Genomic DNA, 20,797 nt, shown 5'->3' with positions numbered 1-20,797 from the left:
TTAACGTCCCTTCGTGATCATCTCCACGTCCGAGCGAATTCGATGATGTCCGTGCCGCGCCTGCTGCGCAGGAGGGCCCTGTCCCTGATGACCGCCGTCGTGACGGCGGCCGGGCCGGCCACCGTCCCGTCCACCGCCTCGGCCGACGTGCCGACGCTCGTCGTCGTGCAGGATCTCCTGCAGCGGACCACCATCCCCGTCACCTCCGCGCACGACAAGGAGTCCCCCGCGTCGTGGCTCGACGAGACCCTCCTGTCGGGCACCAAGGACGGTGTGACGGCCCGGAGCTATCTCCGGTTCGACATGTCCTATCTGCCGGAGGGCGTCATCCGGTCGGCCACCCTGCGGCTCACCGGGCTGGACGCGCCGGCCTGCGGCCCCGAGGTCGGGGAGGGCGTCGAGGTGCGCCGCGTCACCGAACCCTGGTCCGACGACTTCCTCCACTGGGGCAACAAGCCCGCCTCGACCGGCGAAGGCGCCCAGATCGCCACCAAGGGGGTCACCCAGCAGTGCGCGGTCCACCCCGACAAGGTGGAGTGGCCGGTCACGGACATCGTCAACGCCTGGGCCGCCGGAGCGGAGAACCACGGACTGGTGCTCCAGTCCCCGGACGAAAGCACCGACGACGGTCTCTGGACCTTCTCCTCGTGGATCAACCCGCTCGACGTCGTGCCCGTGCTCACGGTCACCATGGACGTGCCCTCGGCTCCGTACACCCGAGCGTCGTCCATCGCGACTCATGAGGACGGCCCCGGCACCTGGGTGGCCGGGCTGACGCCTCGCATCCAGTCGCAGGTGGCCGACCCCGCCGGTGGCAGCCTGACCGCCGAGTTCGAGGTCGAGCACGATCCCGCCGCCCCCGGCCAGGGCGGCGGGCAGATCTGGACCGCCACCTCGGCCCCGGTGTCCAGCTTCGGCAGGCCGTCGGTGGTGGTGCCCTCAGGGCTGCTGGAGGACGGCTGGCGGATCCGCTGGCGGGTCCGCGCCCACAACCTGACGGCGGGCACGGTCTCCGCCTGGTCGGCGTGGAACCCCGGCACCGTGGCCGCCGACGTCCCTCAGATCACCGCCCGCCAGGTCGTCCCGTCGTACGAGAGCGAGTACTCGACGGTGAGCATGGGCCTGACCCCCGAACTGCGGGCCACGGTGACGCACCCGCTCCTCGACTCCACGCGGGTGGTGTTCCAGATGGCCTACGACCCGGACGCGCCGCTGCAGGGAACCGGCCTGATCTGGGAGAAGACCGTCCTGGACGTTCCCTCGGGCGGTCAGGCGGTGGTGACCTTACCTGACGGCCTCGTGGAGGGCGGCCTGCAGGTCCGCTGGCGGGTGGGCGCCTACGGCGGGCCGTTCCAGTCGGGCTGGTCGGACTGGCAGAAGCTCACCCTCGACATGTAGACGGTCCGGAGCCCCGGCGTCGCCCAAGGCCGGGCGACGCCGGGGACCGGCGCGTCAGCGGTCGATGATCTCGTTCTTGCCGATCACCACGACCCCGTCGTTGGTCACCGCGAACCGCTCGCGGTCCTCTTCGAGGTCGAAGCCGATGCGGGCGCCGTCGGGGATGACGACGTTCTTGTCGACGATGGCGCGGCGCACGATCGCGCCCCGGCCCACCTTGACGTTGCCCATCAGCACCGAGTCCTCGACCTGGGCGTGACTGTGCAGGATCACCCCGGGCGACAACACCGAGCGCAGCGCCAGGCCGCCCGAGATGATCACGCCGGCCGAGACCAGCGAGTCGACCGCGCGGCCGACCCGGTCGCCGTCGTTGTGCACGAACTTGGCCGGGGGCAGCGGGTCGTGGCCGGTGTAGATCGGCCACCGGTCGTTGTAGAGGTTGAAGACCGGGTGGGCCGAGATCAGGTCCATGTGGGCGTCGTAGTAGGCGTCGAGCGTCCCCACGTCGCGCCAGTAGCCCCGGTCGCGCTCGGTCGAGCCGGGCACCTTGTTGTCCTTGAAGTCGTACACCTCGGCGCTGCCGGCCTTGACCATCATCGGGATGATGTTGCCGCCCAGGTCGTGCTTGCTGGCGGGGTCGATGGCGTCCTCGCGCAGGGCCTCGATCATGGCCTGGGTGCGGAAGACGTAGTTGCCCATCGAGGCGTAGATCTCGCCGGGGGAGTCGGGCAGGCCGACGGCGTCCTTCGGCTTCTCGCGGAACGCGGTGATGCGGCGGCCGGTCGGGTCGGTCTCGATCACGCCGAACTGGTCGGACAGCGCCAGCGGCTGGCGGATCGCCGCCACGGTCACGTCGGCGCCCGAGTCGATGTGCTGCTCGACCATCTGGCGCGGGTCCATCCGGTAGATGTGGTCGGCGCCGAAGACGATCACGTGGTCGGGCAGCTCGTCGTAGACCAGGTTCAGGTTCTGGAAGAGGGCGTCGGCCGACCCCGAGAACCAGCGCGGTCCGAGCCGCTGCTGGGCGGGCACCGGCGTCACGTAGTTGCCGAGCATCGCCGACAACCGCCAGGTGCGCGAGATGTGCCGGTCCAGACTGTGGTTCTTGTACTGGGTCAAGACCACGATCTGGAGATAGTGCCCGTTGGCCAGGTTCGACAGGACGAAGTCGATCAGCCGGTAGATGCCGCCGAACGGCACCGCCGGTTTGGCCCGGTCCGCGGTCAGCGGCATCAGCCGCTTCCCCTCACCACCGGCGAGCACAATTGCCATGACCCTCATGACGCAGACCTTAACCCGTCAAAACGGTCGCAAACACTAGGCTGCGCATATGCGTGTCGATCTTTTGAGCCGTGAGTTCCCGCCGGACGTTTACGGGGGCGCGGGCGTGCACATCGAATACCTCTCGCGGGAGCTGCGTCGGCTCCTCGACGCGCGGGTCCGCTGCTTCGGCGCGCCCCGCGAGGGCGCCGACGCCTACTCCACCCCACCCGGCCTGACCTCGGCGAACGCCGCGCTCCAGGTGCTCGGGACCGATCTGGAGATGGCGGCGGGCTGCGCCGGGGCCGACCTCGTGCACTCCCACACCTGGTACTCCAACTTCGCGGGCCACGTCGCCAAGATGCTCTACGGCATCCCGCACGTCGCCACCACCCACAGCCTCGAACCGCTCCGCCCCTGGAAGGCCGAGCAGCTCGGCGGCGGCTACGTGTTGTCGTCGTGGGCCGAGCGCACCGCCCTGGCCGCCGCCGACGCGATCATCGCGGTGTCCGGCGGCATGCGCCGCGACGTGCTGACCTGCTACCCGGAGATCGACCCGGACCGGGTCACCGTGATCCACAACGGCATCGACACCGACGAGTACGCCCCCGCCCGGTCGACCGAGGCCCTGACCAGGCACGGCATCGACCCCGGCAAGCCCTACGTCGTCTTCGTCGGCCGGATCACCCGCCAGAAGGGCCTGACCCACCTGCTGCGGGCCGCCCGCGACTTCGACCCGGCCGCCCAGCTCGTGCTCTGCGCGGGGGCGCCCGACACGCCCGAGATCGCCGCCGAGGTCACCGCCCTGGTCGAGGAGCTCCAGGCCACCCGCGAGGGGGTCGTCTGGATCACCGAGATGCGCCCGCGCCCGGAGATCATCGAGATCCTCACCCACGCGAGCGTCTTCGTCTGCCCGTCGGTCTACGAGCCCATGGGCATCGTGAACCTGGAGGCGATGGCCTGCGAGACGGCCGTCGTGGCGACCGCGACCGGCGGCATCCCCGAGGTGGTCGCCCACGACGAGACCGGCCTGCTGGTGCCCATCGAGGCGGGCGAGCACGGCGAGCCGCGCGACCCGGAGGTCTTCGCGCACGCCATCGCCGCCGACGTGAACCGGCTGCTCGCCGACCCCGGCCTCGCCGCCCGCATGGGCCGCGCGGGCCGCGCCCGCGCGGTGGCGGAGTTCTCCTGGCCGGCCATCGCCGAACGGACCAGGGAGCTCTACGAGAGCCTCAGCCGCCGCAGCAGCTGAGCGTTGGCGGCCACCACGACCGTGGAGGCCGACATCAGGATCGCGCCGACCGACATCGGCAGCACGAACCCCCACGGCGCCAGCACCCCGGCCGCCAGGGGGACCGAAACGAGGTTGTAACCCGCCGCCCACCAGAGGTTCTGCTTCATCTTCCGGTAGGTGGCCCGCGACAACTCCATGACCGACGACACGGCCCGGGGGTCGTCTCCGGCGAGGATGACCCCGGCCGACGCGATGGCGACGTCGGTGCCCGCCCCGATGGCGATCCCGACGTCCGCCCGCGCCAGCGCGGGCGCGTCGTTCACCCCGTCGCCGACCATCGCGACGCGCCGTCCCTCGTCCTTCAGTTCCTTTACGGCTCCCGCCTTCTCCTCGGGCCGGACCCCGGCGTAGTAGCGCGCTATCCCCAGCTCCCGGGCGACCGAGGCGGCCACCGTCTCGGCGTCTCCGGTGATCATCACCACCTCGACGCCCCGCGCCTCCAGGTCCCGGACGGCCTGCCGCGACTGCGGCCGGATCTCGTCGGCCAGCGTCAGCGCCCCGGCGACCACGCCGTCGACCACGACGTGCAGGACCGTGGCGCCCTCGGCCTCCCGGACGGGCCGCAGGCCCTCCTGCGACAGCAGGCCGGGCCCGCCGACCCGCACCAGCGCGCCGCCGACCTCGGCCGAGACCCCGACCGCAGGGGAGGAGGCGAAGTCCGAGGCCGCCTCGACGTCGAGCCCGCGTTCCTTGGCCGCCGCCACGATCGCCTTCGCGAGCGGATGCTCGGAGTCGGCCTCGGCCGCCGCCGCCAGGGCCAGCACCTCGTCGGAGGTGACCCAGGTGACCGCCGGCTCGCCCTTGGTCAGGGTGCCGGTCTTGTCGAACAGCACGGTGTCGACGGTCCGCATGCTCTCCAGCGCCAGCCGGTCCTTGACCAGCACGCCCGCGCGGGCGGCCCGCTCGGTCGCGATCGACACCACGAGGGGGATGGCCAGCCCGAGGGCGTGCGGGCAGGCGATCACCAGGACCGTGATGGTCCTGATCACCGCCTCGTCGGGCTGCCCCAGCAGCGTCCACGCCGCCGCTGTGACCAGCCCGGCGCCGAGCGCGAACCAGAACAGCAGCGCCGCCGCCCGGTCGGCGATGCGCTGGGCCCGCGAGGTGGAGTTCTGGGCGGCCTCGACCAGCCGCCGGATGCCCGCCAGCGCGGTGTCCTCGCCGACGGCCCGCACCTCGACCCGCAGGGCGGAGTCGGTCGCGACGGTCCCGGCGACCACCCGGTCGCCCTCCGAGCGGCGGACGGTGGCCGACTCGCCGGTGATCATGGATTCGTCCATCCCGGCCGACCCGGAGACGACCACGCCGTCGGCCGGGATCCGGCCGCCCGGCCGGACCAGCACCACGTCGCCCACCCGCAGCTCCGACGGCGGCACCCGCGTACCGTCGGCGCGCTCGGCCTCATCGGGCAGCAGGGCGGCCAGCGAGTCGAGCGCCGAGGTGGTGCGGGCCAGCGAGCGCATCTCGATCCAGTGGCCCAGCAGCATGATCACGATCAGCAGGGCCAGCTCCCACCAGAAGTCGAGCCCGTGGTCGAGCAGCCCCAGGCTCGCGCCCAGCGACGCCACGAAGGCGACCGTGATGGCCAGGCCGATCAGCAGCATCATCCCGGGCGCGCGGGAGCGCAGCTCGCCGACGGCGCCGGTGAGGAACGGCCGCCCGCCCCAGACGTACATGACGGTGCCGAGCACCGGCGAGACCCAGGGCGGCCCCAGCGGTTCCCAGCCGACGACCATGGCGAACATGCCGGAGGTCAGGACCGTCGGGACGGCCAGCACCAGCATCCACCAGAACAGGCGCCGGTACTGCGCCACATGGTGATCGTGCATGTCGGGATCTCCTTCTCAAAACCCCCGGGGGGTATGCTATCTTCTATACCACTACCCCCTAGGGGTACTATTTAGCAAGGACGAAGGCCCGGGGAGGTCGCGATGCACGGCTACACCGATCGGAAGCAAGACCATCTGAAGCGGCTCCGCCGGATCGAGGGGCAGGTCAGGGGCCTGCAGCGCATGGTCGAAGAAGACAAGTACTGCATCGACGTGCTGACCCAGGTGTCGGCCGCCAACCGCGCGCTGCAGTCGTTCGCCCTCGCGCTCCTCGAAGAGCACCTGGCCCACTGCGTCGCCGAGGCCACCGCCAAGGGCGGCCCCGAGGCCGACGCCAAGATCAAGGAAGCCTCCGACGCGATCGCCCGGCTCGTCCGTTCCTGACGACTCGACCCTGAAAGAGAGACCGCCATGACCGTCACCGCATACACCGTCACCGGCATGACCTGCGGACACTGCGCGAGCTCCGTCTCCGAGGAGGTCGGCGCCATCGCGGGCGTCAACGACGTCAAGGTCGACGTGCCGACCGGCACGGTGACCGTGACCAGCGAGAGCCCGATCGACGAGAGCGCCGTCAAGGCCGCCGTCGAGGAGGCCGGCTACACCTTGGTGGGCCCGGCGTGAACGCCATGACCAGGCTGGGCGTCTTCGCCGCGGGCCTCGCCGTCGTCTTCGGCGGGGCCTACGCGGTCGGCGTCGCCCAGGAGGAGGACCTCCCGCGCCGCTACGCCGACTACACGGCCACCGGCGACCAGGAAGAGCCCGCCCACGGCGGCCACGCCCACGAGGAGACCGGCGAGACCGCCGCGAGCGTGCCGGGTGGCCTGCAGATCTCCCAGGACGGCTACCGCCTCCACCCGGTGACCACCACACTCGAACCGGGCGAACGCCACGACTTCGCCTTCCACGTGGTCGGCCCCGACGGGAAGCCGGTGACCGCCTACCAGGTCGCCCACGAGAAGAGGCTGCACCTGATCGTGGCCCCCCGCGACCTGGGCGGCTTCCAGCACCTGCACCCCGAGCTGGCGCCCGACGGCACCTGGACCACCCCGCTCACCCTCCCGGAGCCCGGCACCTACCGCATGTACGCCGACTTCGCCCCCGAAGGCGGCCCGGCCCTCACCCTCGGCGCCGACCTGACCGCCCCGGGCGACTTCGATCCCGACCCGTTCCCCAAGACGAGCCGGAGGTCCACGGTCGACGGCTACACCGTGACCCTCCAGGGCGAGATGAACCCGGGCCAGCCCTCGCCGCTCTCCCTCGCGGTCACCAAAGACGGCGAGAAGGTCGACCTGGAGCCCTACCTGGGCGCCCAGGGCCATCTGGTGATGCTGCGCGCGGGCGACCTGGCCTACCTCCACGTCCACCCGATGACCGGGCTGGTCTTCATGGCCCAGGCGCCCCGCGAGGGCGGCGCCTACCGGTTGTTCTTCGACTTCAAACACGGCGGCGCCGTCCGCACGGCGTCGTTCACGCTGGAGGGATGACATGTCGAACCTGATCCAGCTCTCCATCGGCGGCATGACCTGCGCCTCGTGCGCCAACCGGATCGAGCGCAAGCTCAACCGGCTCGACGGCGTGACCGCCACGGTCAACTACGCCACCGAGAAGGCCAACGTCGTCTTCGCGCCCGGCGTGTCGGTGCGCGCCCTGGTCGAAGAGGTGGAGAAGGCCGGATACAGCGCGACGCTGCCCGAGGAGACCACGGAGGCCGCCGAGAGCGACCCGCTGCGGAACCGGCTGATCACCGCCGTCGTGCTCGCGGTCCCCGTGATCGCCATGGCCATGATCCCGGCTCTCCAGTTCACCTACTGGCAGTGGCTCTCGCTGACCCTGGCCGCCCCGGTGGTCGTCTACGCCGGGTGGCCCTTCCACAAGGCCGCCTGGACCAACCTCCGCCACGGCGCGGCGACCATGGACACGCTGGTGTCGCTGGGCACCCTGGCCGCCTTCGGCTGGTCGCTCTGGGCGCTGTTCCTCGGCACGGCCGGGGAGCCCGGCATGATCCACCCCTTCTCGTTCGCGATCGAGCGCAGCGACGGCTCGGGCAACATCTACCTGGAGACCGCCGCGGGCGTGACGGCGTTCCTGCTGGCCGGGCGCTACTTCGAGGCCCGCGCCAAGCGCCGCGCCGGAGACGCCCTGCGCAGCCTGATGGAGCTCGGCGCCAAGGACGTCGCGGTGCTGCGCGACGGCAGGGAGACCCGGCTTCCGGCCGAGCTGCTCAAGGCGGGCGACCTGTTCGTGGTCCGGCCCGGCGAGAAGATCGCCACCGACGGCGTCGTCCACGAGGGCGCCTCGGCGGTCGACGCGTCGATGCTGACCGGCGAGTCGATGCCGGTCGAGGTGCGGGCCGGCGACCCGGTCACCGGCGCGACCGTCAACGCCGGCGGGCGGCTGGTCGTGAGGGCCACCCGCGTCGGGGCCGACACCACGCTGGCCCAGATGGCCCGCATGGTCGAGGAGGCCCAGACCGGCAAGGCCCGCGTGCAGCGGCTCGCCGACCGGATCTCCGGCGTGTTCGTGCCGGTCGTGATCGCCCTCGCGGTGGCGACGCTCGGCTTCTGGTTGCCGGTCGCGGGCCCGGTGGCGGCCTTCACCGCCGCCGTCGCGGTGCTGATCATCGCCTGCCCGTGCGCCTTGGGCCTGGCCACCCCGACCGCGCTGCTGGTCGGCACCGGCCGGGGCGCGCAGCTCGGCATCCTGATCAAGGGCCCGGAGGCCCTGGAGTCCACCCGGCGCGTCGACACCGTCGTGCTCGACAAGACGGGCACGGTCACCGAGGGCCGGATGACGCTGGTCGAGGTGCGCGCCGAAGACGGCTTCGACGAGCAGCAGGTCCGCCGCCTGGCCGCCGCCGTCGAGCACGCCTCCGAACACCCCATCGCCCGCGCCCTGGTCAAGGGCCACACCGACCTCCCGCCGGTCACCGATTTCGTCGCGACGGCCGGTGAGGGCGTGCGGGGCGTCGTCGAAGGACACGAGGTCGCCGTCGGCCGGGGCGAGGCGGGCGTCACGGTCACGATCGACGGCGCGCGGGCCGCCGTCATGACGGTCAGCGACGTGCTGAAGCCGTCGTCGGCCGCGGCGATCACCGAGCTGCGCGCCCTCGGGCTGCGGCCGGTGCTGCTGACCGGCGACGACGAGACGGTCGCCCGCGATATCGCCGATCAGGTCGGCATCGACGAGGTCATCGCCGGGGTGCTCCCGGCGGGCAAGGTCGAGGCCGTCAAACGGCTCCAGGCGGAGGGCCGCGTGGTCGCCATGGTGGGCGACGGCGTCAACGACGCCGCCGCGCTGGCCCAGGCCGACCTCGGGCTGGCCATGGGCACCGGCACCGACGCCGCCATCCAGGCCGCCGACCTGACGCTCGTGCGGGGCGACCTGCGGGTGGCCGCCGCGGCGATCCGGTTGTCGCGCCGGACGCTGCGCACGATCAAGGGCAACCTGTTCTGGGCCTTCGCCTACAACGTGGCCGCCCTGCCGCTGGCCGCGCTCGGCCTGCTCAGCCCGATGATCGCCGGGGCCGCGATGGCGTTGTCGTCGGTGTTCGTGGTCACCAACAGCCTGCGGCTGCGGGGCTTCAGGGGCTGATCAGCGTCACACCCGGTTTCCCGCCCTGGACGAGCGCGTCGGCCGCCTCGTCCAGGGAGAGGGTCCGGGTGATCAGCAGTTCGGGCGCCAGTGAGCCGTTCTCGATGAGGGCGAGCATCTCGGGATAGGCGTGGGCGGGCATGCCGTGGCTGCCGAGGAGCTCCAGCTCCCAGGCGATGACCCGGCCCATCGGGAGCTCGGTGTCGCCGGGCAGCAGCCCGATCTGCACGTGCCGCCCCCGCCTGCGCAGGCTGGCGATGGAGTTCCGGCAGGTCGCGGCGCTGCCGAAGGCGTCCATCGACAGGTGCGCGCCGCCGCCGGTGACCTGGTGCAGCCGGTCGAGGCGGCCCGGGGGCAGCGTCTCGGTGGCCCCCGCCGCGGCGGCCAGCGCCAGGGCGTCGGGGTGGACGTCGACCGCGGCCACCCGGGCCCCGGCCGCCGCCGCGATCATCACCGCCGACAGCCCGACCCCGCCGCAACCGTGCACGGCCACCCATTCGCCGGGGCGCACCCGCCCCTGGTGGACGACGGCGCGGAACGCGGTCGCGAACCGGCAGCCGAGCGCGGCGGCGGCCCCGAACGACAGGTCGCCGGGCAGCGCGATGAGGTTCACCGCCGCGTTCCGCACGACGACGTACTCGGCGTAGGAGCCCCAGTGGGAGAAGCCCGGCTGGGTCTGCGCCGGGCAGACCTGCTGGTTGCCCGACCGGCACTCGCCGCACTCGCCGCAGGCCAGGATGAACGGCGCGGTGACCCGGTCGCCCGCCGCCCAGCCGGTGACGCCCGGCCCGACCTCGGCGATCACGCCGGCGAACTCGTGCCCGGGGACGTGCGGGAAGGTCTGGATGTCGGCGTCGTGGCCCTGCCATCCGTGCCAGTCGCTCCGGCACAGGCCGGTGGCCATGACCCGCACGACCACCTCGCCGGGGCCGGCGACCGGGTCGGGCACCTCGCGGACCTGCGGGGCCGCCTTGAAGGCGTCGTACACGACCGCCCTCATGCCAGCGTCCTCTGGTAGAGGGCCGTGTCGACCCAGCGGCCGAGTTTGAACCCCACGTCCCGCAGCCGCCCGGCCTCCGTGAACCCCTCGGCGACGTGCAGGCCCACCGACGCGGGCTGCGCGTCGGCGATCACCGCGATCATCTGTCTGGCCCCCGCTTCCCTCGACCGGACGATCAGCTCGCGCAGCAGCGCCCGCCCGAGCCCCCGTCCGGTGTGCTCGGGGGAAATATAGAGGGAATCCTCCACCGTGTGGCGATAGGCCGGTTTCGGCCGGTACGGCCCCGCGTACCCGAACCCCGCCACGACCCCGCCGACCTCGGCCACCAGGAAGGGCCACCCGGTGCCGGCCTTGGCCTCCCACGCCGCCGCGTCGAGTCCGGCCTCGTCGAAGGTGATGACGGTGGTGAGCGCGTAGTGCTCGTAAATGGCGGCGACCGACGGGAGGTCGTCGGGGCGGACGGCGCGGATGGTCATGCGGTCAGCCTAGGGAAGACGGGCGGCCGTCTCCCTCGTCAGGTCGGCCAGCATCGGCGCCAGGTCGGGCCGGTCGCCGAGCAGCTCGTCGAGGCGGGCCCGCCAGGTGCCGGTCTCGGCGACGGTGAGCTCGTCGTTCTCCATGAGACGCAGCCGCGTCTCGGCCAGCTTCAGCTGGTACATGACGCCTAAGTAGCGGCTGACCATGTCGCTGAGCCACCAGTAGGTCTCCGCCGTCGACGCCTCGACGAGGACACGCGCGGCTTCCCAGGCGACTCGCCGGGCGTTCAGGGCCTTCATAACCGGATCGTAAGCGTCGTGCAAGGCGATTCCGAGATGGTAATACCACAAACAGCGAAAACCCCCCGAAGGGAACCAGCCGTGCGCCTCCTTGGCGGCCTCGTCGCAGCTCTCGCAATCGTCCTCGTCCCCTCCGCCCCCGCCTTCGCCGACAACCCCCCGGTCGCCTCCAAGACCGACCTCGCCCAGCAGGCCCCCGCCAAGAACTTCGAGCGCTACAGCTCGGGCAAGCGGGCCTACACCAAGGGCTCCGTCTCCGGGGTGATCACCAACCCCGGCGCCGTCATCGAGAACGCCGACATCAAGGTCAGCGGCAGGATCAGCGACCTGACCAAGGGCTCCGCCTGCGGTTACGCGGTCTTCCGGATCACCTACCAGAAGGGCGGCACCCAGCCCTTCACGCACAAGACGTTCCGCGACTGCACCTACAAGACGCCGGCGTCCTACAGCTTCACGTACAAGAAGGCCACCCTGGTCGAGCTCAAGGTCTGCTCCGAGGCCAAGCACTCGAAGGTGTCCGACCAGTGCCTCTACGGCGGTGTGTGGAAGGTGGTTTACGCCACGATATGACCCGTTAATCCTAGGGTGCGAAGATCTACCCTGAATCTGTAGATATTTTGCGCTGGGGACATCGATGGGTGAACTGGACCACCGCTACCGGGGCGAACATCCGATCCGGACGCTCGCCTACCTCTATCGCGACCACCGCGCATCGCTCCTGATCGCGGTGGTCGCCTTCGTGTTCAAGCACAGCCCCACGTGGGTGCTGCCGCTGGTCACCGCCAACATCATCGACGTCCTGGTCGACGGGGGACCGGTCTCGGGCATCTGGCTCAACGCCGGGGTGCTCTGCCTGCTGCTCACCCTGAACTACCCCTTCCACCTGCTCTACGTACGCCACCTCAGCGGCACCATCCGCAAGGTGAGCACCGGGTTGCGCTCCTCGCTCTGCGCCCGGATGCAGCAGTTGTCGATCGGCTACCACGCCCGGGTCAGCGCCGGAGTGCTGCAGACCAAGGTCATCCGCGACGTCGAGAGCGTCGAGACGATGTCGCAGCAGGCCGGCGACATCGGCCTGTCGGCGATCGTGATGCTGGCCGGCGGGGTGACCGTCATCGCGGTCAAGGTGCCGCAGGCGCTGCCGGTCTTCCTGGTCGTCGTCCCGGCCGCCGCGATCCTGGTGATGAAGATGCGCGACCGGCTGCGCACCAATAACGAGAACTTCCGCCTGGAGGTCGAGCGGCTGTCGTCCCGGGTGACCGAGATGACGCACCTGATCCCGATCACCCGCGCCCACGGCCTGGAGAAGGACGCCCTGCACCGCGTCGACGGCACCCTGCGCAACGTCCTGCGCACCGGGCTGCGGCTCGACCTCGTCAACGGCAGGTTCGGCTCGCTCGCCTGGATCCTGCTCAACACGCTCGGCGTCGTCTGCCTGGCGGGGGCGGCGCTGGTGTCGTACTACCGCGTGTTCGCGCTGACCCCCGGCGACGTCGTCATGCTCAGCACCTTCTTCACCACCCTGACCACCGCGGTCACCTCGCTGATGAGCCTGACCCCGATCATCAGCAAGGGCCTGGAGTCGGTCCGCTCGATCGGCGAGGTCCTCCAGGCCCCCGACCTGGAGCACAACGACGGCAAGGCCGAGGTCACGAAGGTGACGGGCCGCCTCGACTTCCAGGACGTCGCCTACACCTACGGGGTCAGGGGCGTCTCCCTGTCGGTACGCCCCGGGGAGACCGTGGCCCTCGTCGGCGCCTCCGGCGCGGGCAAGTCCACCGTCCTCAACCTCGTCATCGGCTTCCTCCGCCCCACCGAGGGCCGCATCCTGCTCGACGGCGTCGACATGGAGACCCTCGACCTGCGCACCTACCGGAGGTTCGTGTCGGTCGTGCCGCAGGAGTCGATCCTCTTCGAGGGCAGCGTCAGGGAGAACGTCACCTACGGCCTGGGCGACGTCCCCGGCGAGGTGGTGCGCCGCGCCCTGGAGGACGCCAACGCCGCCGAGTTCGTCGACCGGCTCCCCGACGGCTGGGACACCGTGGTCGGCGAGCGCGGCGCCCGCCTGTCTGGCGGCCAGAAGCAGCGCCTGGCCATCGCCCGCGCCCTGATCAGGGACCCCCGCATCCTGATCCTCGACGAGGCCACCTCGGCCCTCGACACCCGCTCGGAGAAGCTGATCCAGCAGGCCATGGCCCGCCTGGTGGCCGGCCGGACGGTCCTCGTGGTGGCCCACCGGCTGTCCACGATCCGCAACGCCGACCGCATCGTGGTCATGGAGCACGGCCGCGTCGCCGAGACCGGCTCCCACGACGACCTCGTCCGCGCGGGCGGCGCCTACGCCCTGCTCCAGTCGGCGTGATCAAGGCCTGATCAGGCCTGATCACGCGTCTGACACGGGTTTGCAAGGATCCTGCAGGCGGTCCGGTGCATAAGGGAGGGCAACACCCGCGCCCTTCTGGAGCTCCACCGATGATCCTGCGCACCCTCACGGCCGCTGCCCTCCTGCTCGGCGCCACGGCCGCCCCCGCCTCCGCCGCCCCGCAGCTCTGCCGCGAGGGCTTCGTCTTCCGCGCCGCCCGCCCCGCCGACAAGGTCTGCGTGACCCCGGCGACGCGGGCCCGCACCCTGGCCGACAACGCCCTCAAGGCCACCCGCTGGGCCGACGACGACCACGCCTGCGTCGACGGCTACGTCTGGCGCGAGGCCTTCCACGAAGACGACGTCTGCGTCATCCCCTCGGTCCGCGCCCAGGCCAGAGCCGACAACGCGGCGGCCGAGTCGCGCCGCATGCTGGCCAGACTGTGGATCACCACCGAGGGCCACGTGGTCAAGCTGAACGGCTCCCACTACAACGTCGGCCAGGTCAAGCTGTACGTCCGCCGCTCCGGCGGCGACCTGGTCTGGAGCGGCGTGATCGCCGCCGCCGAGTTCCCCGGCTACCCGGGCGGGAGCTGGGGCAAGAAGACCGGCCTGCCGCACTGCTCCGGCGCCCCCGACGCCTACGCCCGCGCCCAGGACGTGACGTCCGGCCGATGGTCGGCGAAGGTGCCGCTGCGCACCGGCTGTTGATGTTCGACGGGCCCTCGCCGGGGTAGCACGGCGGCGCATGACGGAGATGCGCCGATGGTTGCTGGGACCCGACGGCGCCCTGGGCGCGCGGCTGACCGCCGCGACCCTGGCGGCCGCGATCCTCCTGGTCCCGTTCATGTTGCTGCTGGTCCTCGTGAAGAGCGCCTTCCCGCCCCTGAACCGGTTCGACCAGGGGGTGGCCGCCGATCTGCACTCCTACGCCCTGAGCAATCCCGGGTTCGCCCGCGCGATGGAGTTCATCACCGACGCGCTCGCCCCGGAGACCTGGCGGGTGCTGGTCGGCGCGGCGGCCGTCTACACGTTGCTGCGCGGCGCGCCCCGGCTCGCCATCTGGGCGATCACGACCGTGGCCGCGGGCGGGCTGATCGGGCTGGCCGTGAAGATCGCCGTCGAGCGGGCCCGGCCGATGTTGCCCGACCCGGTCTCCTGGGCCCCCGGCTGGTCGTTCCCCTCGGGCCACGCCCTCAACGCGGCGCTGGGGGCGGTCACGCTGGTCCTCCTGCTGCTGCCGGTGCTGCACGGCGTCTGGCGCGTGGTCGCCTGGGTGCTGGCCGCGCTGGCCTCGCTGACGGTCGCGTTCACGCGGGTCGCCCTCGGCGTGCACTGGCTCAGCGACGTCGTGGCCGGGCTGATCCTCGCGCTGGCGGTGGTGGCCGCCACGGCCGCCGGATTCGAGGCGTGGCGGCGGCGGATGGGCCGGCGGCCGGTCGAACCCCACATCGAGGGCGTCGAACCGGAGTTCGCCGCCCCGAACGGCAATGGTGAACCCCGATGACGGCTTCGATGAAAGCCCAAGATTGGAGCCCCCAATGGTGACGACACGTCCCGCCGAGACCCCTGTGGCGGTCCGCGGTCATCAGCGGCCCTGGCAGCGGGTCGACTACAAGGAAGTCGGGCGGCGGGTGCTGCTGCCGCTCCTGGCCCTGCTGATCGCCACGCTCGGCACCGGGCTGCTGCTGGTCAACGTGCTGGGGGACACCTGGCTGATCGAGCGCGACGAGGCGGTCAGCCGGGAGGTCGCGGGGGAGCGCTCGCCGTTCTGGAACGGGGTCACCGACGTCGTGTCGTCGTTCTCGGACACGCCGGTGATCGTCGTCGCCACGGCGATCTTCGCGATCGGGTTCCGGATCGCCTACAAGCGCTGGCGCGAGTCGGTCTTCCTGATCTTCGCCGTGTGGTCGCAGTCGCTGATCTTCCTGGCGTCCACGGTCGTGTCGCAGCGGCCCCGGCCCGAGGTCGCCCACCTCGACCCGGCGCCGCCCACCTCCAGCTGGCCCTCCGGGCACACCAGCGCCGGGGTCGCCTTCTACTTCGGGCTCGCCACCGTGCTCACCCTGCACATGCACCGGCACGCGATCCTGCGCTGGCTGCTGCTGGCGATCGGCCTGGCCGTCCCCCTCGCCATCGCGGGGGCGCGCCTCTACCGGGGAATGCACCACCTGACCGACGTGAGCTGGGGCTTCATGCTCGGCGCGGCCTGTGTGGCGATCCTCGCCGGTGGAGCCCTCTACCGGCCCGCTCTGAAGGCCAGCGGCCGGGTCTCCACCTGACCGTCGCCGACCAGGGCCCTGACCTCGTCGATGGACGAGGTGAGCAGCTCCCGCAGGATCAGGTCGGGATCGTCGACGCAGGCCTGCGAGACGCCCCGTACGGCGAGCTGGACCGTGTTCGGCGCCGCGTAGCGGCGGAAGCCGCGGCGGGACACCTTGACCCCGCTGCGGAAGCCGTAGGCCCAGCGGGCGGCGTCGGGCACCAGGTCGAGCGCCTCCTGGCTGGCCGGTTCGAGGCCGGGTTCGCGGCCTTCGAGGTCGGCCAGGACGTGCTCGGCCGCCAGCACCGAGACCGCGAGGGCCAGTTGCCGTTCGGCCGCGACCACCGGCAGCGCCGTCGTGGCCGCGCGCAGCGCGATCCGGACGTCGGCCCGTGGATCGTTGGTGGTGAGTCCGATCACCGACGGGATCAGCGGCGCGAGCCGCTGCCGGTTGGCGTCGGTCGTGTAGTCGTTGACAAGCCGCGCCATCGCCGCCAGTAGCGGGTGGGTGCAGGCCGGATGGTCGCTCCAGCGCTCACCGGCCAGGTAGGACGCGAACTCCATGAAACACGCACCCTTGCGCGGGTTGCGGTGCTTGCCTCGGGACAGCAGCGGGACCGCCGCCGGAAGGTGACCTTGCACAGCCGCTCCATGCGATTTCGCCCAGGATGTCACTTTCCATAGTGCGCCTGGATCACGCGGATCGGAAGGCCCCCCTCCGACGGCGGCCCCTTTCAGCGGATGTCAGCCCCCGCTTTTACGGCGAAACGAACGTTTGCCGCCGGCGGCCTCATGCGTGCCGTGGATCTTCGACGACCCCCGGGCACCCTTCCCGTTGCGGTCGGACTGCGCCTGGCGCTTACGGTCGAGAGCCTCGCGGAACTTCCGCTTGAGCTCGTCTTCCGCGCTCGCCTCGTCGGCGACCCCGTCGGTCGACTCGTCGGTCGGCTCCGCCTCGACGGCGGATTCGGGTGTGCTGTCAGACATCGGACCTCCTGGGCTGTCACTTTACCGCTCCCGTTCACGCGGTAAGGTCCAGCCGGAAAGGGGCTTTCATGCTGGGATCGGTGCTTCCTCCGGGTGTCGTGTGGCACGAGAGCTTCGGCGACCCGCCCGGCGTGCGGCCCCTCCCCGAGGAGGAGTCTCTGGTCGCCCGCGCCGTGCCGCGCCGCCGCGCCGAGTTCGCGACCGCCCGCTGGTGCGCCCGCCAGGCGCTCTCGTCCTTCGGGCACGCCGACACGCCCATCCTGTCCGGCCCGAAGCGCGAACCCCTGTGGCCCGAGGGCATCGTGGGCAGCATGACCCACTGCGACGGCTACCGGGCCGCCGCCGTGGCCTCCGGCGACGTGGTCGTCTCGATCGGCATCGACGCCGAGCCCGACCAGCCCGTGCCCGACGGGGTGCTCGGCGCCGTCGCCTCGCCCGAGGAGCAGCTGGCGGTCGGGCGGCTGCTGGCCGAGCGTCCGGTGGTGGCCTGGGACCGGCTGCTGTTCTCGGCGAAGGAGTCGGTGTACAAGGCGTGGTTCCCGATCACCGGGCGCTGGCTGGGGTTCGAGGACGCGCATGTGACCTTTGGGGACGGTGTGTTCAGCGCCCGGATCCTCGTCGACTCGCCGTTACCGGTGTTCGAGGGCCGCTGGGCGGCCGAGGGCGGACTCGTCGTCACCTCTGTGGTCGTGCAGGCGTAATGTCGGTTATGTGCGCGTGATCGTGTTCGGGGCGACCGGGATGATCGGGCAGGGCGTCCTGCGGGAGTGCCTGCTCGCCCCCGACGTGTCCGAGGTGCTCGTCGTCGGGCGCACGCCCACCGGCGTCACCGACCCCAAGCTCACCGAGGTGATCGCCGACCTCGGGCAACCGGCCGAGTACACCGCGTTCCTCCAGGGCTTCGACGCGTGCTTCTTCTGCGTCGGGGTCAGCTCGGCCGGGATGTCGGAGGCCGACTACCGGAGGGTGACGTACACGATGACCATGGACGTCGCCCGCACGCTGCGGCGCGACGTGACGTTCGTGTACGTCTCGGGCCAGGGCGCCGACGCCAGGGGTCGCCGGATGTGGGCCCGGGTCAAGGGCGAGACCGAGAACGCGCTGTTCGAGCGGTTCGACCGGGCCTTCGCGCTGCGCCCCGGCTTCATCCGGGCCATGCACGGCGCGACCAGCAAGACCCGGTCCTACCGGGTGCTCTACATGATCGGCACGCCGATCTGGCCGGTCTTCACGCGGCTGTTCCCCCGGATGGTCACCACCACCGAGGCGATCGGCCGGGCCATGCTCGCCCTCGCGCGCGGAGCAAAAGCCCCGAAAATCCTGTATGCGACCGGTATCAACCGGCTCGCCCGGATGTGAAAGGCTTCCGTGCCATGGAACGCATCTGTGTCACCGGCGCCGCCGGGAAGGCCGGCCGGGCCGTCGTCGCCGACCTGCGGGAACACGGCTACGACGTGGTCGCCACCGACCTCGGCGGGCCCGGCGTGCTGGCCGCCGACCTGACCGACCACGGCCAGGCGATCGAGGTCCTCGACGGCTGCTCGGCCGTCGTCCACCTGGCCAACATCCCCGCCCCCGGCCTGGCCACCCCGGCGGTCACCTTCCAGCGCAACGTGACCATGAACGCCAACGTGTTCCTGGCCGCGGCCACCCTGAAGTTGCGCCGCGTCGTCTGGGCCTCCAGCGAGACCACCCTGGGCCTGCCCTTCGACGACGCCCCCCGCTACGCCCCTGTCGACGAGGCCCACTACCCGGTGCCGACCTCGACCTACGCCCTGTCGAAGGTCGTCACCGAGACGACCGCCGAGCACGTCGCCGCGTGGTCGGGCATCCCGTTCGTGGCCCTGCGCCTGTCCAACATCCACCTGCCCGAGGACTACGCGAACGTCCCGTCGTACTGGGCCGACGCCGCCTCGCGGCGCTGGAACCTGTGGGGCTACGTCGACGTGCGCGACGTCGCCCAGAGCTGCCGCCTGGGCCTGACCGCCGAGGTCACCGGGGCCGAGAGCTTCGTGATCGCGGCGGCCGACACCATCATGAACCGGCCCTCAGCCGACCTGCTGCGCGAGGAGTTCCCCGGCGTCGAGCTCACCCACGACGTGGGGGAGTTCGGCACGCTGCTGTCGATCGACAAGGCCAGGAAGGTGCTGGGCTACGACCCTCAGCACTCCTGGCGCGATCACGTGGGCTGAGAGGCCGACCGGAAGGCCTTCTCCGCGCTCTGCTCGATCGCCGGCAGCAGCAGGAAGATGTCGAGGATCCGGGTCAGCCGGGCCACCTCGATCCGGTGGAAGGCGGGCCCCTCGACCCGGGCCAGCACCAGCGTCAGCGCCAGCGGCGGCAGCGGCGCGTTGACGACGTGGACACCCGACTCCAGCGTCGCGGCCACCGGCCGGGCCGGCACGAGGTCGGGGAACCTGATCGACTCGGGCGCCCGCCAGCTCGCGCAGACCACGTCGTGGCTGCCGTCGGCCGCGCAGGCGGCCCAGTCGGCGCTGAAGATCACCGGCATCGCGTCGACGAGGGTCGCCAGCGCGCGGTCTCCGGCGGTGGTCAGGAACTTGAGCACCTCCAGCTCCGGGTAGGTGCCCGGCGCCTCCCGGGTCGCCCAGACCCCCTCGACCTTGATGTCGGGGATCTCGTCGAGCGTGCGGAGGAGATGCTCGCGTGGCGCGGCGTCGGGCCAGGAGACGGTGAAGTCGTCGACCGCGCGCTCCTCGCCCCGGTCGAGCACGACGACCTGGATGATGTCGGCCCCCGCGACACCGAGGGCCTGCGTGACGGCCCCCAGGGCGCCGGGACGGTCGGGCAGCGCGATCCGCAACCGCAGCAGCATGCGACCAGGCTAGTGCACCGGTCACTCCCGGCCGTGGACGACAATGAGTGGATGAAAATCGGGTCGCTCGACGTCTGGCCCCCCGTGGTGCTCGCCCCGATGGCCGGCATCACCAACCGCGCCTACCGCACGCTCTGCCGCGAGCAGGGCGGCGGGTTGTTCGTGTGCGAGATGATCACCTCGCGGGCGCTGGTCGAACGCAACCCGCTCACCTACGAGATGATCCGCTTCGGGCCGACCGAGTCGCCGCGCAGCATCCAGCTCTACGGTGTCGACCCGGTGGTCATGGGCCGCGCGGCGAAGATCATCGCTGACGAGGACCTGGCCGACCACATCGACCTCAACTTCGGCTGCCCGGTGCCCAAGGTGACCCGGCGCGGCGGGGGAGCGGCGGTGCCCTACAAGCGGCGGCTGCTCCGGTCGATCATCCGCGAGGTCGTGGCCAACGCGGGCGCCCTGCCGGTGACCGTGAAGATGCGCAAGGGCATCGACGACGACCACCTGACCTACCTCGACGCCGGCCTGATCGCCGCCGAGGAGGGCGTGCAGGCCGTGGCCCTCCACGCCCGCACCGCCATCCAGCACTACGGCGGCTTCGCCGACTGGGACGCCATCGCCCGCCTGCGCGACGCGGTGCCCGACTCGGTGCCGGTCCTGGGCAACGGCGACATCTGGACCGCCGACGACGCCCTGCGCATGGTCGCCCAGACGGGCTGCGACGGCGTGGTGATCGGGCGCGGTTGCCTCGGCCGCCCGTGGTTGTTCCGCGACCTGGAGAACGCCTTCAACGGCTCGCCCGAGCGCGCCGAGCCCCGCCTCGGCGAGGTGGTGACCATGTTGCTGCGCCACGCCGAGCTCCTGGTCGAGGTGATGGGCGACGAGAAACACGGCGTCTCCGACTTCCGCAAGCACGTCGGGTGGTATCTGAAGGCGTTCTCGGTCGGCGCAGAGACCCGGCGGCTGACCGCCCAGGCCGCCTCGCTCGACGAACTGCGCGAGCGCCTGTCGGGCCTCGACCTCGACCAGCCCTGGCCCGGCGAGGCCGCCGACGGCCCGCGCGGCAAGAGCGGCGAACGGCAGAAGGTGCTGCTGCCGCACGGCTGGCTCGACGACCCCGACGACTTCGCCGTCCCCGAGGTCGAAGACGCGCTTTCCGGCGGTTGACGGGCACTTTATGGATTCGTGACTTATCGTGCTTG

23 protein-coding genes are annotated in these 20,797 nt (G+C 71.6%); 15 read left to right on the top strand and 8 right to left on the bottom strand.

Annotated features, from left to right (window positions below; translation table 11 throughout):
* The first annotated feature begins 51 nt into the window (after positions 1–51).
* A complete protein-coding gene (locus QSK34_RS09760; RefSeq protein ID WP_285582374.1) occupies positions 52–1,398 on the top strand; it encodes a DNRLRE domain-containing protein in 1,347 nt (448 codons plus the stop codon).
* Between the two features lie 54 nt (positions 1,399–1,452).
* On the opposite strand, the gene glgC is transcribed toward QSK34_RS09760, so the two are convergent.
* Entirely contained in the window at positions 1,453–2,670 is a 1,218-nt protein-coding gene (gene glgC / locus QSK34_RS09755) for a glucose-1-phosphate adenylyltransferase (protein WP_285582373.1), read from the bottom strand.
* Between the two features lie 58 nt (positions 2,671–2,728).
* Here glgC and glgA point away from each other — a divergent pair, with 58 nt between their 5' ends.
* Positions 2,729–3,910: a glycogen synthase gene (glgA, locus tag QSK34_RS09750; RefSeq protein ID WP_285582371.1), complete on the top strand. Its 1,182-nt coding sequence runs from the start codon at positions 2,729–2,731 to the stop codon at positions 3,908–3,910.
* On the opposite strand, the gene QSK34_RS09745 is transcribed toward glgA, so the two are convergent.
* A complete protein-coding gene (locus QSK34_RS09745) occupies positions 3,880–5,781 on the bottom strand; it encodes a copper-translocating P-type ATPase (RefSeq protein ID WP_285582369.1) in 1,902 nt (633 codons plus the stop codon). The genes glgA and QSK34_RS09745 overlap by 31 nt on opposite strands.
* Positions 5,782–5,883: 102 nt before the next feature.
* On the opposite strand from QSK34_RS09745, the gene QSK34_RS09740 reads away from it, so the two are divergent.
* Genes QSK34_RS09740 through QSK34_RS09725 form a run of 4 tightly spaced genes read left to right on the top strand, consistent with a single transcriptional unit; the run spans position 5,884 to position 9,375 of the window.
* On the top strand, positions 5,884–6,165 hold the full coding sequence (locus tag QSK34_RS09740) for a metal-sensitive transcriptional regulator (protein ID WP_161484011.1): 282 nt from the start codon (positions 5,884–5,886) through the stop codon (positions 6,163–6,165).
* A 27-nt stretch (positions 6,166–6,192) separates the two neighbouring features.
* Entirely contained in the window at positions 6,193–6,405 is a 213-nt protein-coding gene (locus QSK34_RS09735) for a heavy-metal-associated domain-containing protein (protein ID WP_285582366.1), read from the top strand.
* 5 nt (positions 6,406–6,410) lie between these two features.
* Positions 6,411–7,268 (top strand): DUF8832 domain-containing protein, encoded by an 858-nt coding sequence (locus QSK34_RS09730; RefSeq protein ID WP_285583971.1) that lies wholly within the window; start codon positions 6,411–6,413, stop codon positions 7,266–7,268.
* A 1-nt stretch (position 7,269) separates the two neighbouring features.
* The gene (locus tag QSK34_RS09725) at positions 7,270–9,375 is read left to right on the top strand and encodes a heavy metal translocating P-type ATPase (protein ID WP_285582364.1); all 2,106 of its coding nucleotides are present in this window, start codon (positions 7,270–7,272) and stop codon (positions 9,373–9,375) included.
* Here the strand turns inward: QSK34_RS09725 and QSK34_RS09720 are convergent.
* The 3 genes from QSK34_RS09720 to QSK34_RS09710 are packed head-to-tail and all read right to left on the bottom strand — an operon-like array spanning position 9,365 to position 11,151.
* A complete protein-coding gene (locus QSK34_RS09720) occupies positions 9,365–10,375 on the bottom strand; it encodes a zinc-dependent alcohol dehydrogenase family protein (protein ID WP_285582362.1) in 1,011 nt (336 codons plus the stop codon). The two genes, QSK34_RS09725 and QSK34_RS09720, sit on opposite strands and share 11 nt — an antisense overlap.
* Complete coding sequence (locus QSK34_RS09715) at positions 10,372–10,851, bottom strand: GNAT family N-acetyltransferase (RefSeq protein WP_285582361.1); 480 nt, start codon at positions 10,849–10,851, stop codon at positions 10,372–10,374. The genes QSK34_RS09720 and QSK34_RS09715 overlap by 4 nt, the downstream gene beginning before the upstream one ends.
* A gap of 9 nt (positions 10,852–10,860) precedes the next feature.
* Entirely contained in the window at positions 10,861–11,151 is a 291-nt protein-coding gene (locus QSK34_RS09710) for a hypothetical protein (protein ID WP_161484015.1), read from the bottom strand.
* An 81-nt stretch (positions 11,152–11,232) separates the two neighbouring features.
* Between QSK34_RS09710 and QSK34_RS09705 the strand changes: the two genes are divergently transcribed.
* The 5 genes from QSK34_RS09705 (at position 11,233) to QSK34_RS09685 (ending at position 15,794) form a co-directional block, all read left to right on the top strand.
* Positions 11,233–11,721: a hypothetical protein gene (locus tag QSK34_RS09705; protein WP_285582358.1), complete on the top strand. Its 489-nt coding sequence runs from the start codon at positions 11,233–11,235 to the stop codon at positions 11,719–11,721.
* Positions 11,722–11,785: 64 nt separating this feature from the next.
* Positions 11,786–13,513, top strand: a complete 1,728-nt coding sequence (locus QSK34_RS09700; protein ID WP_285582356.1) for an ABC transporter ATP-binding protein — start codon at positions 11,786–11,788, stop codon at positions 13,511–13,513.
* A gap of 110 nt (positions 13,514–13,623) precedes the next feature.
* On the top strand, positions 13,624–14,223 hold the full coding sequence (locus QSK34_RS09695; RefSeq protein ID WP_285582354.1) for a hypothetical protein: 600 nt from the start codon (positions 13,624–13,626) through the stop codon (positions 14,221–14,223).
* 37 nt (positions 14,224–14,260) lie between these two features.
* The gene (locus tag QSK34_RS09690) at positions 14,261–15,019 is read left to right on the top strand and encodes a phosphatase PAP2 family protein (protein WP_235968150.1); all 759 of its coding nucleotides are present in this window, start codon (positions 14,261–14,263) and stop codon (positions 15,017–15,019) included.
* Between the two features lie 34 nt (positions 15,020–15,053).
* Positions 15,054–15,794 (top strand): phosphatase PAP2 family protein, encoded by a 741-nt coding sequence (locus QSK34_RS09685; RefSeq protein ID WP_285582349.1) that lies wholly within the window; start codon positions 15,054–15,056, stop codon positions 15,792–15,794.
* Here the strand turns inward: QSK34_RS09685 and QSK34_RS09680 are convergent.
* On the bottom strand, positions 15,752–16,417 hold the full coding sequence (locus tag QSK34_RS09680) for a hypothetical protein (RefSeq protein ID WP_161484020.1): 666 nt from the start codon (positions 16,415–16,417) through the stop codon (positions 15,752–15,754). The genes QSK34_RS09685 and QSK34_RS09680 overlap by 43 nt on opposite strands.
* Positions 16,418–16,519: 102 nt before the next feature.
* Positions 16,520–16,762, bottom strand: a complete 243-nt coding sequence (locus QSK34_RS09675) for a DUF5302 domain-containing protein (protein ID WP_285582346.1) — start codon at positions 16,760–16,762, stop codon at positions 16,520–16,522.
* Between the two features lie 68 nt (positions 16,763–16,830).
* Between QSK34_RS09675 and QSK34_RS09670 the strand changes: the two genes are divergently transcribed.
* From QSK34_RS09670 to QSK34_RS09660, 3 genes are read left to right on the top strand one after another with little or no spacing between them, the layout of a single operon-like run.
* The gene (locus tag QSK34_RS09670) at positions 16,831–17,463 is read left to right on the top strand and encodes a 4'-phosphopantetheinyl transferase family protein (protein ID WP_285582344.1); all 633 of its coding nucleotides are present in this window, start codon (positions 16,831–16,833) and stop codon (positions 17,461–17,463) included.
* A 10-nt stretch (positions 17,464–17,473) separates the two neighbouring features.
* Positions 17,474–18,121, top strand: coding sequence for an NAD-dependent epimerase/dehydratase family protein (locus QSK34_RS09665; protein ID WP_285582341.1), 648 nt, complete (start codon positions 17,474–17,476; stop codon positions 18,119–18,121).
* 14 nt (positions 18,122–18,135) lie between these two features.
* A complete protein-coding gene (locus QSK34_RS09660; RefSeq protein WP_285582339.1) occupies positions 18,136–18,954 on the top strand; it encodes an NAD-dependent epimerase/dehydratase family protein in 819 nt (272 codons plus the stop codon).
* Here the strand turns inward: QSK34_RS09660 and QSK34_RS09655 are convergent.
* Complete coding sequence (locus tag QSK34_RS09655) at positions 18,942–19,598, bottom strand: ACT domain-containing protein (RefSeq protein ID WP_202610931.1); 657 nt, start codon at positions 19,596–19,598, stop codon at positions 18,942–18,944. The two genes, QSK34_RS09660 and QSK34_RS09655, sit on opposite strands and share 13 nt — an antisense overlap.
* Positions 19,599–19,649: 51 nt before the next feature.
* On the opposite strand from QSK34_RS09655, the gene dusB reads away from it, so the two are divergent.
* Positions 19,650–20,762 (top strand): tRNA dihydrouridine synthase DusB, encoded by a 1,113-nt coding sequence (dusB, locus tag QSK34_RS09650; RefSeq protein WP_285582335.1) that lies wholly within the window; start codon positions 19,650–19,652, stop codon positions 20,760–20,762.
* Positions 20,763–20,797 lie beyond the last annotated feature (35 nt).

Source organism: Herbidospora sp. NBRC 101105 (genome assembly GCF_030269205.1).
Classification (GTDB): domain Bacteria; phylum Actinomycetota; class Actinomycetes; order Streptosporangiales; family Streptosporangiaceae; genus Herbidospora; species Herbidospora solisilvae.
Note: the sequence above shows the minus strand (reverse complement) of the source record. Positions and strands in the feature narration are given on the sequence as shown.

Excerpts from the sequence above, each read along its gene's own strand:
- glgC (WP_285582373.1), bottom strand. The coding sequence starts at position 2,670 with ATGGCAATTGTGCTCGCCGGTGGTGAGGGGAAGCGGCTGATGCCGCTG.
- glgA (WP_285582371.1), top strand. The coding sequence starts at position 2,729 with ATGCGTGTCGATCTTTTGAGCCGTGAGTTCCCGCCGGACGTTTACGGG.
- QSK34_RS09745 (WP_285582369.1), bottom strand. The coding sequence starts at position 5,781 with ATGCACGATCACCATGTGGCGCAGTACCGGCGCCTGTTCTGGTGGATG.
- QSK34_RS09740 (WP_161484011.1), top strand. The coding sequence starts at position 5,884 with ATGCACGGCTACACCGATCGGAAGCAAGACCATCTGAAGCGGCTCCGC.
- QSK34_RS09735 (WP_285582366.1), top strand. The coding sequence starts at position 6,193 with ATGACCGTCACCGCATACACCGTCACCGGCATGACCTGCGGACACTGC.
- QSK34_RS09730 (WP_285583971.1), top strand. The coding sequence starts at position 6,411 with ATGACCAGGCTGGGCGTCTTCGCCGCGGGCCTCGCCGTCGTCTTCGGC.
- QSK34_RS09725 (WP_285582364.1), top strand. The coding sequence starts at position 7,270 with ATGTCGAACCTGATCCAGCTCTCCATCGGCGGCATGACCTGCGCCTCG.
- QSK34_RS09720 (WP_285582362.1), bottom strand. The coding sequence starts at position 10,375 with ATGAGGGCGGTCGTGTACGACGCCTTCAAGGCGGCCCCGCAGGTCCGC.
- QSK34_RS09715 (WP_285582361.1), bottom strand. The coding sequence starts at position 10,851 with ATGACCATCCGCGCCGTCCGCCCCGACGACCTCCCGTCGGTCGCCGCC.
- QSK34_RS09710 (WP_161484015.1), bottom strand. The coding sequence starts at position 11,151 with ATGAAGGCCCTGAACGCCCGGCGAGTCGCCTGGGAAGCCGCGCGTGTC.
- QSK34_RS09700 (WP_285582356.1), top strand. The coding sequence starts at position 11,786 with ATGGGTGAACTGGACCACCGCTACCGGGGCGAACATCCGATCCGGACG.
- QSK34_RS09695 (WP_285582354.1), top strand. The coding sequence starts at position 13,624 with ATGATCCTGCGCACCCTCACGGCCGCTGCCCTCCTGCTCGGCGCCACG.
- QSK34_RS09690 (WP_235968150.1), top strand. The coding sequence starts at position 14,261 with ATGACGGAGATGCGCCGATGGTTGCTGGGACCCGACGGCGCCCTGGGC.
- QSK34_RS09685 (WP_285582349.1), top strand. The coding sequence starts at position 15,054 with ATGGTGACGACACGTCCCGCCGAGACCCCTGTGGCGGTCCGCGGTCAT.
- QSK34_RS09675 (WP_285582346.1), bottom strand. The coding sequence starts at position 16,762 with ATGTCTGACAGCACACCCGAATCCGCCGTCGAGGCGGAGCCGACCGAC.
- QSK34_RS09670 (WP_285582344.1), top strand. The coding sequence starts at position 16,831 with ATGCTGGGATCGGTGCTTCCTCCGGGTGTCGTGTGGCACGAGAGCTTC.
- QSK34_RS09660 (WP_285582339.1), top strand. The coding sequence starts at position 18,136 with ATGGAACGCATCTGTGTCACCGGCGCCGCCGGGAAGGCCGGCCGGGCC.
- QSK34_RS09655 (WP_202610931.1), bottom strand. The coding sequence starts at position 19,598 with ATGCTGCTGCGGTTGCGGATCGCGCTGCCCGACCGTCCCGGCGCCCTG.
- dusB (WP_285582335.1), top strand. The coding sequence starts at position 19,650 with ATGAAAATCGGGTCGCTCGACGTCTGGCCCCCCGTGGTGCTCGCCCCG.